At 37.8% G+C, this 15,448-nt stretch carries 9 protein-coding genes; 5 read left to right on the top strand and 4 right to left on the bottom strand.

Translation table 11 applies throughout. The annotated features are described in order from the left end of the window. Window positions 1–114 precede the first annotated feature (114 nt). Both fadI and fadJ read left to right on the top strand, forming a co-directional pair. Complete coding sequence (gene fadI, locus QUE09_RS12845; RefSeq protein WP_286233165.1) at window positions 115–1,419, top strand: acetyl-CoA C-acyltransferase FadI; 1,305 nt, start codon at window positions 115–117, stop codon at window positions 1,417–1,419. Beyond that, on the top strand, window positions 1,419–3,557 hold the full coding sequence (gene fadJ, locus QUE09_RS12840; protein WP_286233164.1) for a fatty acid oxidation complex subunit alpha FadJ: 2,139 nt from the start codon (window positions 1,419–1,421) through the stop codon (window positions 3,555–3,557). Before fadI ends, fadJ begins: the two co-directional genes overlap by 1 nt. A 599-nt stretch (window positions 3,558–4,156) precedes the next feature. Here the strand turns inward: fadJ and QUE09_RS12835 are convergent. From QUE09_RS12835 to QUE09_RS12825, 3 genes are all read right to left on the bottom strand, one after another. Continuing rightward, window positions 4,157–4,435: a hypothetical protein gene (locus QUE09_RS12835; RefSeq protein ID WP_286233162.1), complete on the bottom strand. Its 279-nt coding sequence runs from the start codon at window positions 4,433–4,435 to the stop codon at window positions 4,157–4,159. Window positions 4,436–4,608: 173 nt separating this feature from the next. Then, window positions 4,609–9,150, bottom strand: coding sequence for an EAL domain-containing protein (locus tag QUE09_RS12830; protein ID WP_286233161.1), 4,542 nt, complete (start codon window positions 9,148–9,150; stop codon window positions 4,609–4,611). 144 nt (window positions 9,151–9,294) lie between these two features. Further along, window positions 9,295–12,051 carry an insulinase family protein gene (locus tag QUE09_RS12825; RefSeq protein WP_286233160.1) on the bottom strand — a complete coding sequence of 919 codons (2,757 nt, stop codon included), beginning with the start codon at window positions 12,049–12,051 and terminating at the stop codon, window positions 9,295–9,297. A gap of 190 nt (window positions 12,052–12,241) precedes the next feature. On the opposite strand from QUE09_RS12825, the gene sixA reads away from it, so the two are divergent. Continuing rightward, window positions 12,242–12,727, top strand: coding sequence for a phosphohistidine phosphatase SixA (gene sixA / locus QUE09_RS12820; RefSeq protein ID WP_286233159.1), 486 nt, complete (start codon window positions 12,242–12,244; stop codon window positions 12,725–12,727). 43 nt (window positions 12,728–12,770) lie between these two features. Here the strand turns inward: sixA and smrB are convergent, their stop codons facing one another. Further along, on the bottom strand, window positions 12,771–13,319 hold the full coding sequence (gene smrB, locus QUE09_RS12815; protein WP_286233158.1) for an endonuclease SmrB: 549 nt from the start codon (window positions 13,317–13,319) through the stop codon (window positions 12,771–12,773). 79 nt (window positions 13,320–13,398) lie between these two features. Between smrB and prmB the strand changes: the two genes are divergently transcribed. Beyond that, a complete protein-coding gene (gene prmB, locus QUE09_RS12810; RefSeq protein ID WP_286233157.1) occupies window positions 13,399–14,337 on the top strand; it encodes a 50S ribosomal protein L3 N(5)-glutamine methyltransferase in 939 nt (312 codons plus the stop codon). A 2-nt stretch (window positions 14,338–14,339) separates the two neighbouring features. Beyond that, on the top strand, window positions 14,340–15,437 hold the full coding sequence (gene aroC / locus QUE09_RS12805; protein WP_286233156.1) for a chorismate synthase: 1,098 nt from the start codon (window positions 14,340–14,342) through the stop codon (window positions 15,435–15,437). Window positions 15,438–15,448 lie beyond the last annotated feature (11 nt).

The raw sequence follows: 15,448 nt of genomic DNA, 5'->3' as shown, positions 1-15,448 counted from the left end.
GTAGCTACTAAAGTGACAAATTATATCGATTATAGTGAGTTGAATTCCTTGTAAATGTCGTTAAAATGAATTCAAAAGCAAAGAGGTCTGACCTCTTTAAAATAAGGAAAAATCATGTCATTACCTTTAAAAACAGCAGCAGGTGAGCGTATTGCCGTTGTTGCTGGATTAAGAACACCTTTTGCTAAACAAGCGACAGCATTTCACGGCATTCCTGCTTTGGATTTGGGAAAGATTGTCGTTAATGAACTTATTAATAAAACTGAAATTGATCCTACATTGATCGATCAGCTAATTTTTGGTCAAGTAGTGCAAATGCCAGAAGCGCCTAATATTGCTCGCGAAATTGTTTTAGGTACCGGCATGAATGTCCATACCGATGCTTATAGTGTCTCTAGAGCGTGTGCTACCAGTTTCCAGTCAACGGTTAATGTTGCTGAATCTATTTTGTCTGGCGTTGTAGATATAGGTATTGCAGGTGGTGCAGATTCTTCTTCTGTTGCCCCAATAGGTGTCTCGAAAAAGTTCGCGAAGACATTACTAGATTTGAGCAAAGCGAAAACCTTTGGTCAAAAACTAAATCTTATTAAAACGTTGCGATTTAAGGATATATTACCTGTTCCTCCAGCCGTAGCTGAATACTCAACAGGTCTTTCAATGGGACAAACGGCTGAACAAATGGCCAAAACCCATGGCATTACGCGTGAAGAGCAAGATGCTTTAGCTCATCGTTCGCATACACTGGCAACGCAATCTTGGCGTGACGGCAAACTTGCTGATGAAGTTATGGCAGCACATGTTGAACCTTATAAGCACTTCATTGATAAAGACAACTGTATTCGAGAAAATTCTGAATTAGCCAGTTACGCAAAATTACGACCTGTATTTGATCGTAAACATGGCACTGTGACAGCGGCTAACAGTACAGCGCTCACTGATGGTGCTTCGGCCATTTTATTGATGCGAGAAGGTCGAGCGAAAGAATTAGGATATGAACCGTTAGGCTATATTCGAAGTTTCGGATTTGCTGCTATTGACGTATGGGAAGATATGTTAATGGGGCCTAGCTATGCCACTCCAATTGCATTGAAACGTGCTGGTATGGAATTAAAAGATCTTGATCTTATTGAAATGCATGAAGCATTTGCCGCACAGGCGTTAGCCAATGTTAAAATGTTTGGTAGTAAGAAGTTTGCACAGCAACACCTTGGTCGTGATAAAGCGATTGGTGATATAGACATGGATATCTTTAATGTGATGGGCGGCTCATTGGCATATGGGCATCCATTTGCAGCTACGGGTACGCGTTTGATAACACAGGTACTTAATGAATTGAGACGTCGCGGCGGTGGTGTTGGCTTAACAACCGCATGTGCTGCAGGTGGATTAGGCGCAGCTATGGTGTTGGAGACAGAATAATGACAGATAAAAGAACGTTCACATTAACGATTCAAGAAAATAATATTGGCCACCTTGTTATGGATGTGCCTGATGAGTCAATGAATACCTTAAAATCGGCATTTGCTGATGAAATTGCCACTATACTGCAAGATATTAAAGCAAATACCGCATTATTAGGCATAGTCTTGTATAGCGGTAAAAAAGATTCATTTGTTGCAGGTGCAGACATTAATATGTTGGCAAGTTGTAACACCGCAGAAGAGGCAACATCTTTGTCGCGACAAGGACAAATGATTTTTGAACAATTAGCCTCGCTGAATATTCCTGTAGTTGCTGCAATTAATGGTGCGTGTTTAGGTGGTGGGCTAGAGTTAGCGATGGCTTGCCATGCACGTATTTGTTCAAATAATCCAAAAACTGCATTAGGGTTACCTGAAGTACAACTGGGTTTACTTCCGGGGAGTGGCGGTACACAAAGACTACCTAAACTTGTTGGTATTCAAAAAGCGTTGGACATGATGCTTACAGGTAAACAACTGCGTGCTAAGCAGGCGCTCAAAGCAGGTTTAGTTGATGATGTTGTGCCAGAGTCCGTGCTAATTGATGTTGCTGAAAAGGCAATATTGTCGGGAAATATTAAGGCAGGCAAAAATCATTATAAACCCGTTAAACTAAACCTTGTTGGTAAAGTATTAGAGAAAACACCTTTTGGTCGCAAAATATTGTTTGATCAAGCAGAAAAAACGGTTGTAAAGAAAACACAAGGTAACTACCCCGCGCCAATAAACATTATTAAATGTATAAAAATGGGCGTTGAACAGTCACCAGCAAAGGGGTACCAGCTTGAAGCAGACTTATTTGGCGAACTGGTTATGACGTCAGAGTCCTTTCAGTTAAGGCAAATATTTTTCGCGACAACTGAAATGAAAAAAGAGCAGGGCGTCAAAGGTGTCGCTCCTGAGAAGATAAATAAAGTTGGTGTGCTTGGTGGTGGACTTATGGGCGGAGGTATTGCATTTGTTACTGCAACAAAAGCAAAATTACCTGTTCGTATTAAAGATATCGCTCATCAAGGCATACAAAATGCGTTTAAATACAGCTTTGATTTGCTTAATAAGAAAGTCAAACGTCGCTTTATGAAAAAGAGCGAGATGCAAAAGCAAATGGCGATGATCACGGGAACTACTGATTATTCTGGTTTTCACGACGTAAATGTTGTCATCGAAGCCGTTTTTGAAGACCTTGATTTAAAGCAAAGTATGGTCAACGATATTGAGCAACAATGCGCGGACTCCACTATTTTCGCGAGTAATACGTCTAGCTTACCAATTGGACAAATTGCTGCTAAAGCGCAACGACCTGAAAATGTAATCGGCCTACATTATTTTTCGCCGGTTGATAAAATGCCGCTCGCAGAGATTATTCCTCATGAGGGGACATCTGAGCAGGTTATTTCGACTACAGTTGCTCTAGCTAAAAAGCAAGGTAAAACTCCCATTGTGGTGAAAGACAAAGCGGGCTTCTATGTCAATCGTATTTTAGCGCCATACATGAACGAAGCTGCGATGTTGTTACTAAGTGGTGAACCTATCGATAAATTAGATCGAGCTTTAGTTAAAGCCGGTTTCCCTGTAGGACCAATGCAGTTATTGGATGAAGTAGGGATTGATGTCGGCGCTAAAATTGGCCCTATTTTGCAGTCTGAACTTGGTGAACGTTTTGCACCACCAGCAGCTTTTGACAAGCTAATTGAAGACGGTCGTTTAGGTAAGAAAGTGAAAAAAGGTTTTTATCGCTACGATGTGAAAAAGAAAGAAGTTGATCAGCGCGTATATGACCTATTAAACGTTACACCTGTCGGTAAATTATCGCCACAGGATATTACTAAACGTTGTTTGTATATGATGCTTAATGAAGCCGCTCAATGTCTTGATGAGTGTATTGTTAGAAATGCGAGAGATGGTGATATCGGTGCTATCTTTGGTATAGGGTTCCCACCATTTTTAGGTGGTCCTTTCCGATATATGGATAGTCTAGGTTTAGAAAATGTAGTGGCTCAGCTAAATCAATTCAAAGCATTACATGGTGAAAGATATGCACCTTGTGAGCGGTTGATTGCTATGGCAAGTAACGGTGAAAAATTTTATAATGACTAGGTGAATTATTGCCAGATTTGTTAATCAAAGGTAAATAAAAAGAGGCAATTTATTGCCTCTTTTTTTGAGCCAACTTTTACACATGAAAGCATTAAATATTCTTGGATGATAAGTTAGTTTAATTACTCTAAAGTTGTTGAATAAATACTCTAATTGACTATAATAACGCCACTTTGATTTGCGTTGCTCATATTGGAATTAAGTATTATGTTGTTTTTGCTTCCTGTTTTTGCTCTTTTATCTGCGTTATTTTTCTATTGTCAGGCGATTTCAAACGGCTTAGGTAGCAAGCGTTGGGCTTTTGCAGGGTTTATGTTTGGGCCTTTTGTATGGCCAATGTTTTGTATGAAAAAGCGTATGAAGGTTAATCGTTTGTTTGGTTGGAACGCACTTATATTCCGCGCGTAGAAATAAAGTTTAGGATCTCTAAAACTTTAATAAAGCCGCTAACATCCTTGTAGCGATTATGACTATTGCTTGCAACATTAAAGTGACTTGGCTGCAGGCATTTCTTTAATAAGGATTTTTGCCGCTATCGCATTTTCTTTTGGTGCGATTGCGAATATGTTTTTAATGAGTTTAATCATAGCTAATGCACCTTAAATTCTGATTGTACTTGCTTTACGACCTGTTTTTTCAACATTAAAGTCGTTATTAATGCGAATAGTACTTGCTTTACGGCCTGTTTTTTCAACATCAAAATCGTTACTTATGCGGATAGTACTTGCTTTACGACCAGTTTTTTCGATAGCAAATTCATTATTGATACGTATCGTACTAGCTTTTCTGCCAACTTCTTCAATAATTAGTGAATCTTGATCAGCAACAGGTGCTGGAGAAGTGTTAACTACTAAAGATAAGATGATTGAACTTAGCATTTTATTTTTCCTTTTATCGGTTATTGTTTTAAACGCGATAAGGAATAAGCGATTACTGTGCCAATAATGTAAATTAATTGTTAGCCCTTTATTTTAAAGGGCTAACAATTGACGTTGACTTGTATCAGGAGCGCTGTCATAAAAATGACAGCTAAAAGTGAGGTCTTACTTAATTAACTTCTGTTAAACGACGTAGATTTGTCGGTTATTTGATGAGAAAGTAAATAACGACGGAAGTCTTCAGTGGCGAGTGGTTTACTATATAAATAGCCTTGCAGCTGTTCACATCGTAGACCTGACAGGAAACTTAATTGTTGGTTGGTTTCAACGCCCTCAGCAACGACTTGAAGCCCTAAATTATGCGCAATCGTCACAATGGTTGCCACCATGTTTCGTCCTTGCTCTGATTGTTCTATATCATCAACAAAGGCTTTATCGATTTTCAATGTGTTTAGTGGAAACTTTTTCAAATACGCAAGAGATGAATAGCCTGTACCAAAATCATCTAAAGATAAATGAATACCCATTGCGCGAATTTGTAACATAGTATCGATCGCTTGTTGAGGTGAATCCATTACGGTACCTTCAGTAATTTCTAATTCTAAGTGCTTCGCGGGTAAAGCTGTTTCTGCGAGTATTTCGGCGATCATGCCAACCAGATTTGGCTGGGTAAATTGTACCGCGGATAAGTTGACGGCAATACGACCATCAAATAGGCCTGAGTCAATCCACACTTTTGTGGCATAACAAGCTTTACGTAAAACTACTTCACCAATATCGATAATTTGTCCGGTTTCTTCTGATACCGGAATAAACGTTAGCGGGCTAATGATACCTTTCGAAGGTGTTTCAAAACGCACTAACGCTTCCATCCCCGCAATTTTTCCGGTTGTAATTTCGATTTTAGGTTGGTAGAAAACGGAGAAAAAGTCTTCTTTTAAACCGTGTCGAATGAGTCCTTCGATTTGTAGTCGCTTAACGGCCTGTTCATTCATGGAACCATTAAAGAATTTATATCGATTACCACCTGCATTTTTTGCGTGATACATTGCAGTATCTGCATTTTTTAACAGTTCTTGTGGTGACGCACCATCTTCAGGGTATAGCACGATGCCAATACTTGAATAGAGCACAATTTCATGATTTTTTAACTTTAACGGCTGAGCGATAGAGCGAAGAATGTCTTTTGCTATTGTCGTGATGGTATGAATATCATTAGTATTTTCGACAATAATACTAAACTCATCACCGCCTAATCGATAGACGGTATCTTGTGATCTTCCTACAGAACGAATTCTTTCTGCTACTTTACAAAGTAATACATCTCCGACTTCATGACCCATAGAGTCATTTACTTTCTTAAAGTTATCTAAATCAAAGACTAACAGTGCATGTGGTACTTTATTTTTCACAAGACGTGTTTGATTGGCCTGGAAATATGATCGATTAGGAAGGCCTGTTAATGTGTCGCTATTGGCGAGTTTTCTGAGCTCCGCTTCTGTTTCTTTACGTTTAGTTATATCAGAAAATACACCAACAAAATGAGAAATACTGCCATTTTCATCGCGAATAATATCGATGTTTAAATCAGTGAGGTAGAGTTGGTTGTCATCACGTCTACTCTCTATTTCACCGTGCCAACTCCCTTTTGTGAGTAAGTGTTGTTTAACTGTGTTGGCAAAGCTATCAGGGTATTGTTTAAATTTAAGGGGCTGACCAATCATATGTCGTTTGGTTTTGCCGGTAATGCGCTGAAATGCCTTATTAACATCGACGACATAAAACTGACGATCATAAATGACGACAGCATCAGAAATATTTTCGAAGCATTTAGCAAATAATTTTAAACGTTCATCTGCTTTCTTGATTTGGCTTATATCTTTTAAGGTACCGGTCATTCGCACGGGATTGTTTTGATCATCTCGCTCAACAATTTTGCCGCGATCTAAAATCCATATCCAGTTGCCTTGTTTATCTTTTACGCGGTACGTTGCCTCAAAATGCTCTGTTTTTTCATCAAAGTGATCTTGTAGTGCCTTGGTAATTCGCGCAATATCACCTTTATTTACATTCGTTTCATTGTCACCGCTGTTACCCAAATTTCGTTTTCCGTCTTGTGGAAATTCTAAAATCCCCCAGATATTTGAACGATAAATTTTACCGTTTTTGATATTCCAGTCCCACATTTCATCACCGCTACCCCACAGTGATAATTTCAATCGCTCTTCGCTCGCTTTTATTTGAAGGTGGTAAATACGCTTGTGTCTAAATTGTTGAAGTAAATACGACAGTGTAAGCAACGCTACTAGGCTGTATACTAATATCGCACTACCTGACAGCCACCAAGGTGGTAATACGTTTACTGTGAGTTTTTTCGAGGCAAAAGTTTCTGGGGAATAACGGTCAAACGCCTGTACTTCAAAGGTATATCTACCCGCACTTAAGTTGGTATAGGTAGCGCGTAAATTACTTTCATTTGTTGTAAGCCAGTTTTCATCTACTCCTATTAAACGATAACGATAAACAAGTTGCTCTGGTAGGCTGGCGTTTGGAGAAATGAACTCAATACTAAAAGGTGAATGAATGTGTTCTAACGTTATTTCCTCAAGCGTATTTAATTGAGCAGGCAAGGATTTTACATGCTTAGGAGCTTCTAACTTAACATCTACTTCTTTGTTTGCTATTAATAGTTTCGTTAAAACCGGTTTTAATATTTCAAACTCAAAGGTTAGTAGTTGCTCTGGAGAAAACCAGTTAAAGCCATTATTACCACCAAAGTAAATGTTGCCATTTTTATCAATGGTAGAGCTGTGTGCGTAGTTTTCATTATTCTCTAAATTAAAGTCTTTATAAAAATTTCTAATTTTTAATGTGTCTATTTCTAAATAACTAAAGCCCTTGTTACTGCTTAACCATAAATTACCGTTGCTATCTAACACAATGTCTGTAATGAAATTATTTAAAAGACCTGATGTTTCATTAAACCAAGTAGTGTTTTTTGTCTTTTTATTAATAACTAAAGCACCTTGTGAACTTGAGCCTAAGATTAAGTGCTGTTGGGTATCTTGAATTGTTAAAATGTCTTGATATATAAAGTTGTTATTCTTGACCTGAAAAGTGTCACTTTGATCATTTTCAGGGTTGTAATATATGATCTCTTTATTGTCAGATATTAATATTAATTGGTTATTGTAAGACTTTGATAGATTAAGAAATTTATTATCATCTAAATACTGTGTGGTAGACAGACTCTTTAAATCAAAAGATGAAAGAATATTTGAATTATCGATGTACCAAATTTTATTATTGATGCCTATTAAATTAATACCCAACGAGTGTCTTGAGGTTTCTTTCCATTGCTTAATGGGTGTAAACGTTAGGGAGTTACTCTCTAAATGATAAAGCTCATTTTGCATGGTAGCGATGTATGCTTCCCCATTAATTTGCATAATTTGATCTACACTATTTTCGAGAGGAAGCAATTGAAAACTGTTCTGATAGGTATTAAATAGTGCTAGCTCGCCATCTTGCGAGAAGAGAACATGTTCACCAAATGATTGAATATTTTCGATATTGCCACTGATTGGCGTTGCTAAGTTCTTACTATGCGTGATCAATAAAGCAGAGTAGTTAGCTTTAATTAAGCCATTTAATGTACCGACCCAAATATGTTTTTCTTTATCTATCAATATTTTGATGATGTTTGAGTTAAATGCGTGATCTGTAATATTTGAAAATCGATGCTTAAATGCTTCGTCTTCAAGTGGGTTTATAGAATATAAACCATTATCTGTGCCTACCCAATACAATGCGTCATTAAGTTTACCAAAGCTTCTTACTTCGGATACATTGACATCTGACTGATTTAATTCATATTTTCGATAAAGATTGTAGTTATTATCCAATATAACAACATAATTGTTTATCGCCATCCAGTAATGATTTTTCTGTTGATAATACTCAATGTGTCTTATTTTTAGATTATTTTCATTAAGCGTTGTTGCAACTTGGTTAGTTAATACCGTATCAGGCGTTAAATTAGGGGTGAGTATGTAGAAATCACCGTCATAGTTACTTATCCAATAGTTACCTTTTTGATCTTGGAAGAAGGTACGTATTGCCTTGAAATTGAGCAAGGTATTATCAGATATTTTGCGTACTTTAATGCGCGTAAATGTACGCTCTTCTTTGTCAAATTTATGTAAACCTTGCTCGGTTGCTACCCAAATATTCTGTGCTTTATCTTCGTATATTTGCCAAATGAAGTTATCGGTAAGCTTACTATCATTGTTTGGCTCGGATCGAAAGGTGGTAAAGTTGTCTAACTGACGGTTATAAACACTTAAGCCATTATCGGTACCAATCCAAAGGTTATCATCTGAATCTATTAAAAGGTTCCTGATACTATTGCCAGCAAGTGAATGTTCTTCTAGTGAATTAAAACGGTATTGTTTAAATGTTTTACCATCAAATTTATTTAAACCATCGTCGGTACCTATCCAAATAAAACCATCACTGTCTTGAACCATGTCAAAAACGTAGTTCTGAGAGAGGCCTTGGGCGGGTTTCAAGTGCTGAACTGTTAAAGGTGCACCATTTAAATCTATCTGCGTAGTAGCAATTGAAAAAGTAGAAAAAAGAGCAAAGGTTAGCGAAAGTATAGATATAAGAATATTAGCTAACAAAATCAAAAGTTTGGAATTAGAAAGACGCACTTATCACTACCTAGTAATACGTTATGTATTATTATTATTTAGTCCATTACAAAGCAGAATAATGGTTAAGTCAACTTTTTGACGAAATTATTAGTCTGCACACCTTTGTTTTACGTACTTTTACAAATTACTTTATCGGCTGTGCTAATATTTTAATGAGATATTTTTCAATTTATTTTGCAACTTTTGTGTCTTTTGTGATGAAACTTCCGTTAACGATGCTAAACATATGCGGTCTTGTGGCGCATTATGGGCAGTTAACTGCGTAATTAAAAATTGTTTTATATCACTTTTATCAAGTGCCATGAGTGATGAGATAAGTTTTTTCTTTTGATTAAATGCGAATTCTTGATTACATATTGCGCTCCAGAATCGTTGGCTTTTAATTCGTAGACTTGTGTCTTTTTCTTGTAATTGGCTGGCGAGTCCGCTTTGTAATTGATGCCAATCTTCGTTCGTCATCTCTTCAATATAGTTTTCACTAACATTAATAAAATCATCCATAGCCGCAAGCAGAGCATCGGCATCGTATTTAGGTGATTGGATATAAAATGCAATGCCTGGATAACGATTTATTGGTACATAGCCAACACCGACTAAATATCCATATTGGCGTTCTGTACGCATTTGTTGAAAAAATTGAGGCGACAAAATTTGACTTATTACCATGGTAAGTGCAATTGTTTTTAAGTCTCTATTCTCCATTGGATAGTAAATAACGGCCGCATGATCATGATCTGGTAAGGCTAATGGATAATAAATACTGCCTTGTCCGGCAAGATTAAGTAACGCTATTTCTTCTTTTGCATCACCTGAAAGTTGTTGTGCGAAGGCGTTTTTAATAATTTGTTCAATGTCTTTGGCGTGCGAAGATTGCCAGTTACCGTGAATTAATACGTCAATATTCACTTGTTTAAATATTTCTTTGCAAAAGCTTTTAAATGTAGCAAAGTCTGCCTGAGATAATGCATGGGCAAGCTCTTTTGTACTAGGGGCATTCGGTTGCATTGTTGAACTAAGCGCCGAAAATAACTGTGATATTGATTTGCTATTATCTGCATTTTTCCAGTGGTTTATAAGATGTTTTTTTAATAGCTTGAATTTTTCTTCTTGGTAATCAAAATTTTGGAGCTCACTTAACAGTTCTGCTAGCAGTTGTCCTTGCTTCTCACTTATTCCTGATAATTGTAATGTTAAGCCACCCTGATGTGCGTAAAGGTGATAATGAATACCAGCAAGTTCTGCATCGTAATGGCGTTCGATCACGGATTCTGTGTAAAGGTCAACATATAGACGTGTCATGGCAATTGTTTGCGCATTTTTCAGTGTCGCAGGTGTATCAATACCGATATAAATATAGCCCTTAGGTACTTTAAATGTTTGATCTTGTTTGTACCAAAGCGTCAAACCATTTTGTTTAGTGATACATTGCGGTACCGCGTGTTTTTCCTCTTGATCATCATAAATATCAGGATTAGCAACTATATAATTATTAGGTGGTGGTAACTGTAAAGGTAACGATGTTTTGACATTATGCCAACGTAGTAAATTGTTATTGGATATCTTGCTAACGGTATAAGGTACTTGATACCACTTAGTTGTTTGATTTCCTTTGGTACTAGGGTCTACCACAATGATTCGCATGTTTTCAGGGGTAAGTTTTTCAAGCAATTGATTAATGATTTCTTGATCCATTCCTTGCATCATATAATCCCCGTAAATGTAATCTTCGATAGGGTAATGTTGCATATTAATCACTAACTGACTGACTGAGTCTAGAGGCTTACATTTTTCGTGGTATTGAAAGGCAAGTTCAGCAATCGCTTTTTTTTCTTGATAATAAAATGTTGGTAATGATGTTTGTTTTAACATTCTAATATAAAAGAAAATGGCGTCGATAATGTCTTCTGTATGGTTAAGCCCGTTTTCTGTTAAACGAATACTAATATTAAAGTCTTTAAAATTATAACCATTAATACCTGAGCCTGCAGTTAAGCCTAGAGCCCACTGACGATTTTTTAGATAAGATAAGATGCTATCTTTACCTTCATGTCCTAGTAAGTAAGCTAAAAGAGACTCTGGCTTATGACGATAATATTGATCAATGCTTGGCAGGGCGAAACTAATAATTAGCTGCCGTTCATTTTTGACAGGGCATACTTCAATTTTTACCGCTTGTTGGTGCGATAAATACAAGGGTACGTTTGGCAAAGCATCGGGTAAAACACCATCTACAATTTCGCTGAAATGGGCTTTTGCTAGCGCACTTAGCTCATCAATTGATTGTGGTCCTTCCAGCACAAGCGTCATTGCTCTTGCATTGTAGTGTTGTTTGAAAAATGCTTCTACTTCATCTCTTAACGTGCTTGGGGTGTTATCTGCAAGAGTTTCTGTATTACCGACAGAAAATTTAGAGAATGGATGTTCTGGGTTTATAGTTGCTTTATGAACATCGTATAAGCGTCGGATATCATCTTTAAGTTTAAGCTTAAATTCCGCATCAATATTTTTGCGTTCTTTATTCACAAATTCTTCAGACAATAATGGCGCAATAAAAAACTGACTAAACCTGTCGAGTGCTTGATCAAAATGTAAATGGTGAATATCGAAAAAGAAACAAGTGTGCTCGGTTGCTGTCCAAGCGTTGTTTGTACCGCCATATTGACTAATAAACTTTTGATACTCACTGCCGTCGGGATATTTTTCTGTACCAAGAAACAGCATATGTTCGAGAAAATGAGCCATACCTTGACGATTATCAGGATCACTAAAGTGTCCTACGTTGACAGCAAGTGCTGCAGCAGATTTTTTAGATTCCTTATGATGAACAAGTAACACACGTAAACCATTTGCTAAGGTTATGGCTTGGTATGATTTATGATCATTTGGACTTTGTTTCAAAATCGGCTCCGAATTTACCTAACATAGTAAATTTAAACGTCTATAATTATTATTGTTTTCTTTTAAATTACCCTATGGAATAAGTTGAGTCCATTTTATTCTTAACTGATGTTATAACTATGACACGTATTCCTTTACTATAGCGCCAATTTATTATTTCTCTCATATTTTTAACGGCTTGGTAGTAGTTATGAAGCTTTATGTTATGCGCCACGGACAAGCTAGTACTCGCGCAACAAGTGATGCCGAACGAGAACTTACGGAAAAAGGTCATTTGGAAGCCCAGTGTATGGCGAAATGGCTGAATAAAAACGGTGTTGTTATTGATCAGGTTTTTGTGAGTCCTTTCGTTCGAGCACAACAAACAGCAAATACGTTAGTGGCTGCATTGAACCATTCCGCACCGTTAAAAACGATTGATAGTATTACACCTGCTGGAGACGCAGTAGATGTGCACGATTATATCGATGGAATATGCGAAGCCGAAAAATTAGAGAATGTGTTAATCGTATCTCATATGCCTTTAGTGAGTTATTTAGTCGAAGAATTAACATTTGATAGGAATGCGCCACTTTTCGCTACGGCATCAATTGCAGAAATTAACTACGATAAATTGAAGATGAAAGGTGATTTAGTTAAACATGTTTCGCCGTATGATGTATCTCCGATAGTTTAAATTGTTACGCCAATGGCGATTAAGTGCGTAAAAATGTCGAGTTTTAATCGTCTTTTAGCATAAATTTGTCATGAACATCGAGTAAAACTAGTAGGGCGCCATTGCCACCAAATTCTAATGGTGCTTGATGAAATGCAATAACATCGGGATGTTGAACAAGCCAGTGCGGTACTTTGTTTTTCAGTATTTTGGCACCCAATCCGTGTACTATACATACACATTGCACATGTTCTTTTTGGCTTTCATAAAGTAATGCTGCTATTTCTTGTTTAGCTTGTTGTTGATCTAGCCCATGAAGATCTAATATAAGTTCTGGTCGGTAGAGGCCGCGTCTAAGGTTTTTAGCTTCGTAGGTACTATCACCATCTCGTACATATTTCATCGGGCCTTGTCGATTGAGGTTTGGCTCAAATTCATCCGAAAAATGAAAGCTAGCCGTTTGTTTAGCGACTTTTTCTTTTAGAATTGTACGTGGGGGCTTGATGGATTTTTTCTGTGGGTGTATTGTGTCGTGCACCATAGGTTTTACCTTACCTACAGCGTCTTTGAATAACTGTTTTTCTTGTTGAGAAAGTGCGTCTTTTAATTTCATATGCGAAGTCTAAAAATATCGGCCTAAAATAACAAGTAAAACATCCGTTGATATCGATATAGTTTAACAGGGGAGTTGAGTGACTCAACATCATAATGATTTGGCCGAGCAATTGGTAACTGTCGGTGATTTTGTACGTTTTGCCGCAAGTGAATTTAACCGAGCAGATTTATTTTTTGGGCACGGTAATGATAACGCTTGGGATGAAGCGATTACGTTAATTATGTTTACCTTAGCGCTGCCGTCGCAGTTAACAGAGCATATAATGCAGTGTCGACTTACGCATGATGAAAAGTTGTCATGTTTGGCTTTAATAGATAAACGTATTTCTGAGCAACTTCCTGCGGCCTACCTTACTAATCAGGCTTACTTTGCAGGTTTACCTTTTTATGTTGATGAGCGTACATTAGTGCCTCGATCGCCGATTGGAGAATGGATAGAAAAACGATTTTCGCCAGTCATTGACGAAAGCAAAGAGGTTCATCGTATTCTCGATTTATGTACCGGTAGTGGCTGTATTGCGATTGCATGTGCGCATTACTTTCCTGAAGCGGAAGTTGATGCACTTGATTTATCATTAGATGCACTTAATGTTGCGCAAATAAATATAGAAAATCATGGGTTACTTGAACAAGTTATTCCAATTCAATCTGATCTTTTCTCTTCTGTTGACGCACTTAAGTATGATTTAATTGTAACGAACCCACCTTACGTTGACCAGGAAGATGTCGAGGCCTTGCCGACTGAGTTTACTCATGAACCTGAAATGGGTCTTGGCAGTGGTCCTGATGGACTAGATATTACTAGAGTAATATTAGCGGAAGCTGCTCAGCACCTAAACGAAGATGGGTTACTTATATGTGAAGTAGGAAATTCACAGGTGCATTTAGAAGCTGTTTACCCAGAGGTTGCTTTTCAGTGGCTAACCTTTGAACGCGGTGGCCATGGGGTATTTTGGTTGAATAAAGCACAATTAGTACAACATCAAGAAATTTTTAATCAGCGAGTGAAACGTTAAATATGTCAGGAAATACGTTTGGTAAGTTATTTACGGTTACCACTTATGGTGAGAGCCATGGTCTTGGTTTAGGTGCCATTATTGACGGTTGCCCACCCGGTCTTGAACTATCAGAAGAAGATTTACAAGTTGATTTGGATCGACGTCGCCCAGGTACTTCAAGGTATACAACGGCAAGGCGAGAAGCTGATGAAGTTAAAATTATGTCAGGTGTTTTTGAGGGAAAAACCACGGGAACTCCTATTGGTTTAATCATTGAAAATACTGACCAACGGTCGAAAGACTATGGCAATATTGCGCAATCATTTCGTCCTGGTCACGCTGATTATACGTATTCACAAAAGTATGGTTTACGAGATTATCGCGGTGGTGGTCGATCTTCTGCACGAGAAACCGCAATGCGTGTCGCGGCAGGTGCAATTGCTAAAAAGTTTTTAAAGCAAAAATTTGGTATTGAAATTCATGGCTGCGTTTCTCAAATAGGTGATGTAACGGCAGAGCAATATAATTGGGATATCGTAGAAGATAATCCATTTTTCTTTCCTGATGAAAGCAAATTAACACATCTTGATGAATTGCTAAGATCGATAATAAAACAGAAAGACTCTATTGGCGCCAAAGTAACTGTTGTGGCGAAGCATGTACCCGTTGGGCTTGGCGAACCTATTTTTGATCGTTTAGATGCTGATATAGCCCACGCGATGATGGGGATTAATGCCGTGAAAGGTGTTGAAGTAGGCGATGGATTTGCTGTTGTGAATCAAAAGGGTTCTGAACATCGAGACGAATTAACGCCAGACGGATTTGCGACAAACCATGCCGGTGGTGTACTTGGCGGTATTTCTTCAGGTCAGCCAGTGGTTGCTCATTTAGCGTTAAAGCCGACATCAAGTATTGGCGTGAGCGGTAACACCATCGATGTTGATGGTAATGCGGCCGAAATTATCACTAAGGGGCGCCATGATCCTTGTGTTGGTATTCGTGCAGTACCTATTGCTGAGGCGATGCTAGCACTCACATTGATGGACCACTTTATGCGCCATCGCGCACAGAATGCCGATGTAACCTGCACGACACCAAAAATTTCAGGTGCGTGTTAATCTAATATACG

The sequence above is a fragment of the Thalassotalea sediminis genome (assembly GCF_030295915.1).
In the GTDB taxonomy this organism is placed as follows: domain Bacteria; phylum Pseudomonadota; class Gammaproteobacteria; order Enterobacterales; family Alteromonadaceae; genus Thalassotalea_C; species Thalassotalea_C sediminis.
The sequence above is the reverse complement of the archived record's forward strand: the minus strand, read 5'-3'. Positions and strand labels throughout refer to the sequence as shown.

What these genes read in the sequence shown, in the direction of transcription:
- fadJ (WP_286233164.1), top strand. Translation starts at nt 1,419, where the DNA reads ATGACAGATAAAAGAACGTTCACATTAACGATTCAAGAAAATAATATT.
- QUE09_RS12835 (WP_286233162.1), bottom strand. Translation starts at nt 4,435, where the DNA reads ATGCTAAGTTCAATCATCTTATCTTTAGTAGTTAACACTTCTCCAGCA.
- smrB (WP_286233158.1), bottom strand. Translation starts at nt 13,319, where the DNA reads ATGAAATTAAAAGACGCACTTTCTCAACAAGAAAAACAGTTATTCAAA.
- fadI (WP_286233165.1), top strand. Translation starts at nt 115, where the DNA reads ATGTCATTACCTTTAAAAACAGCAGCAGGTGAGCGTATTGCCGTTGTT.
- aroC (WP_286233156.1), top strand. Translation starts at nt 14,340, where the DNA reads ATGTCAGGAAATACGTTTGGTAAGTTATTTACGGTTACCACTTATGGT.
- sixA (WP_286233159.1), top strand. Translation starts at nt 12,242, where the DNA reads ATGAAGCTTTATGTTATGCGCCACGGACAAGCTAGTACTCGCGCAACA.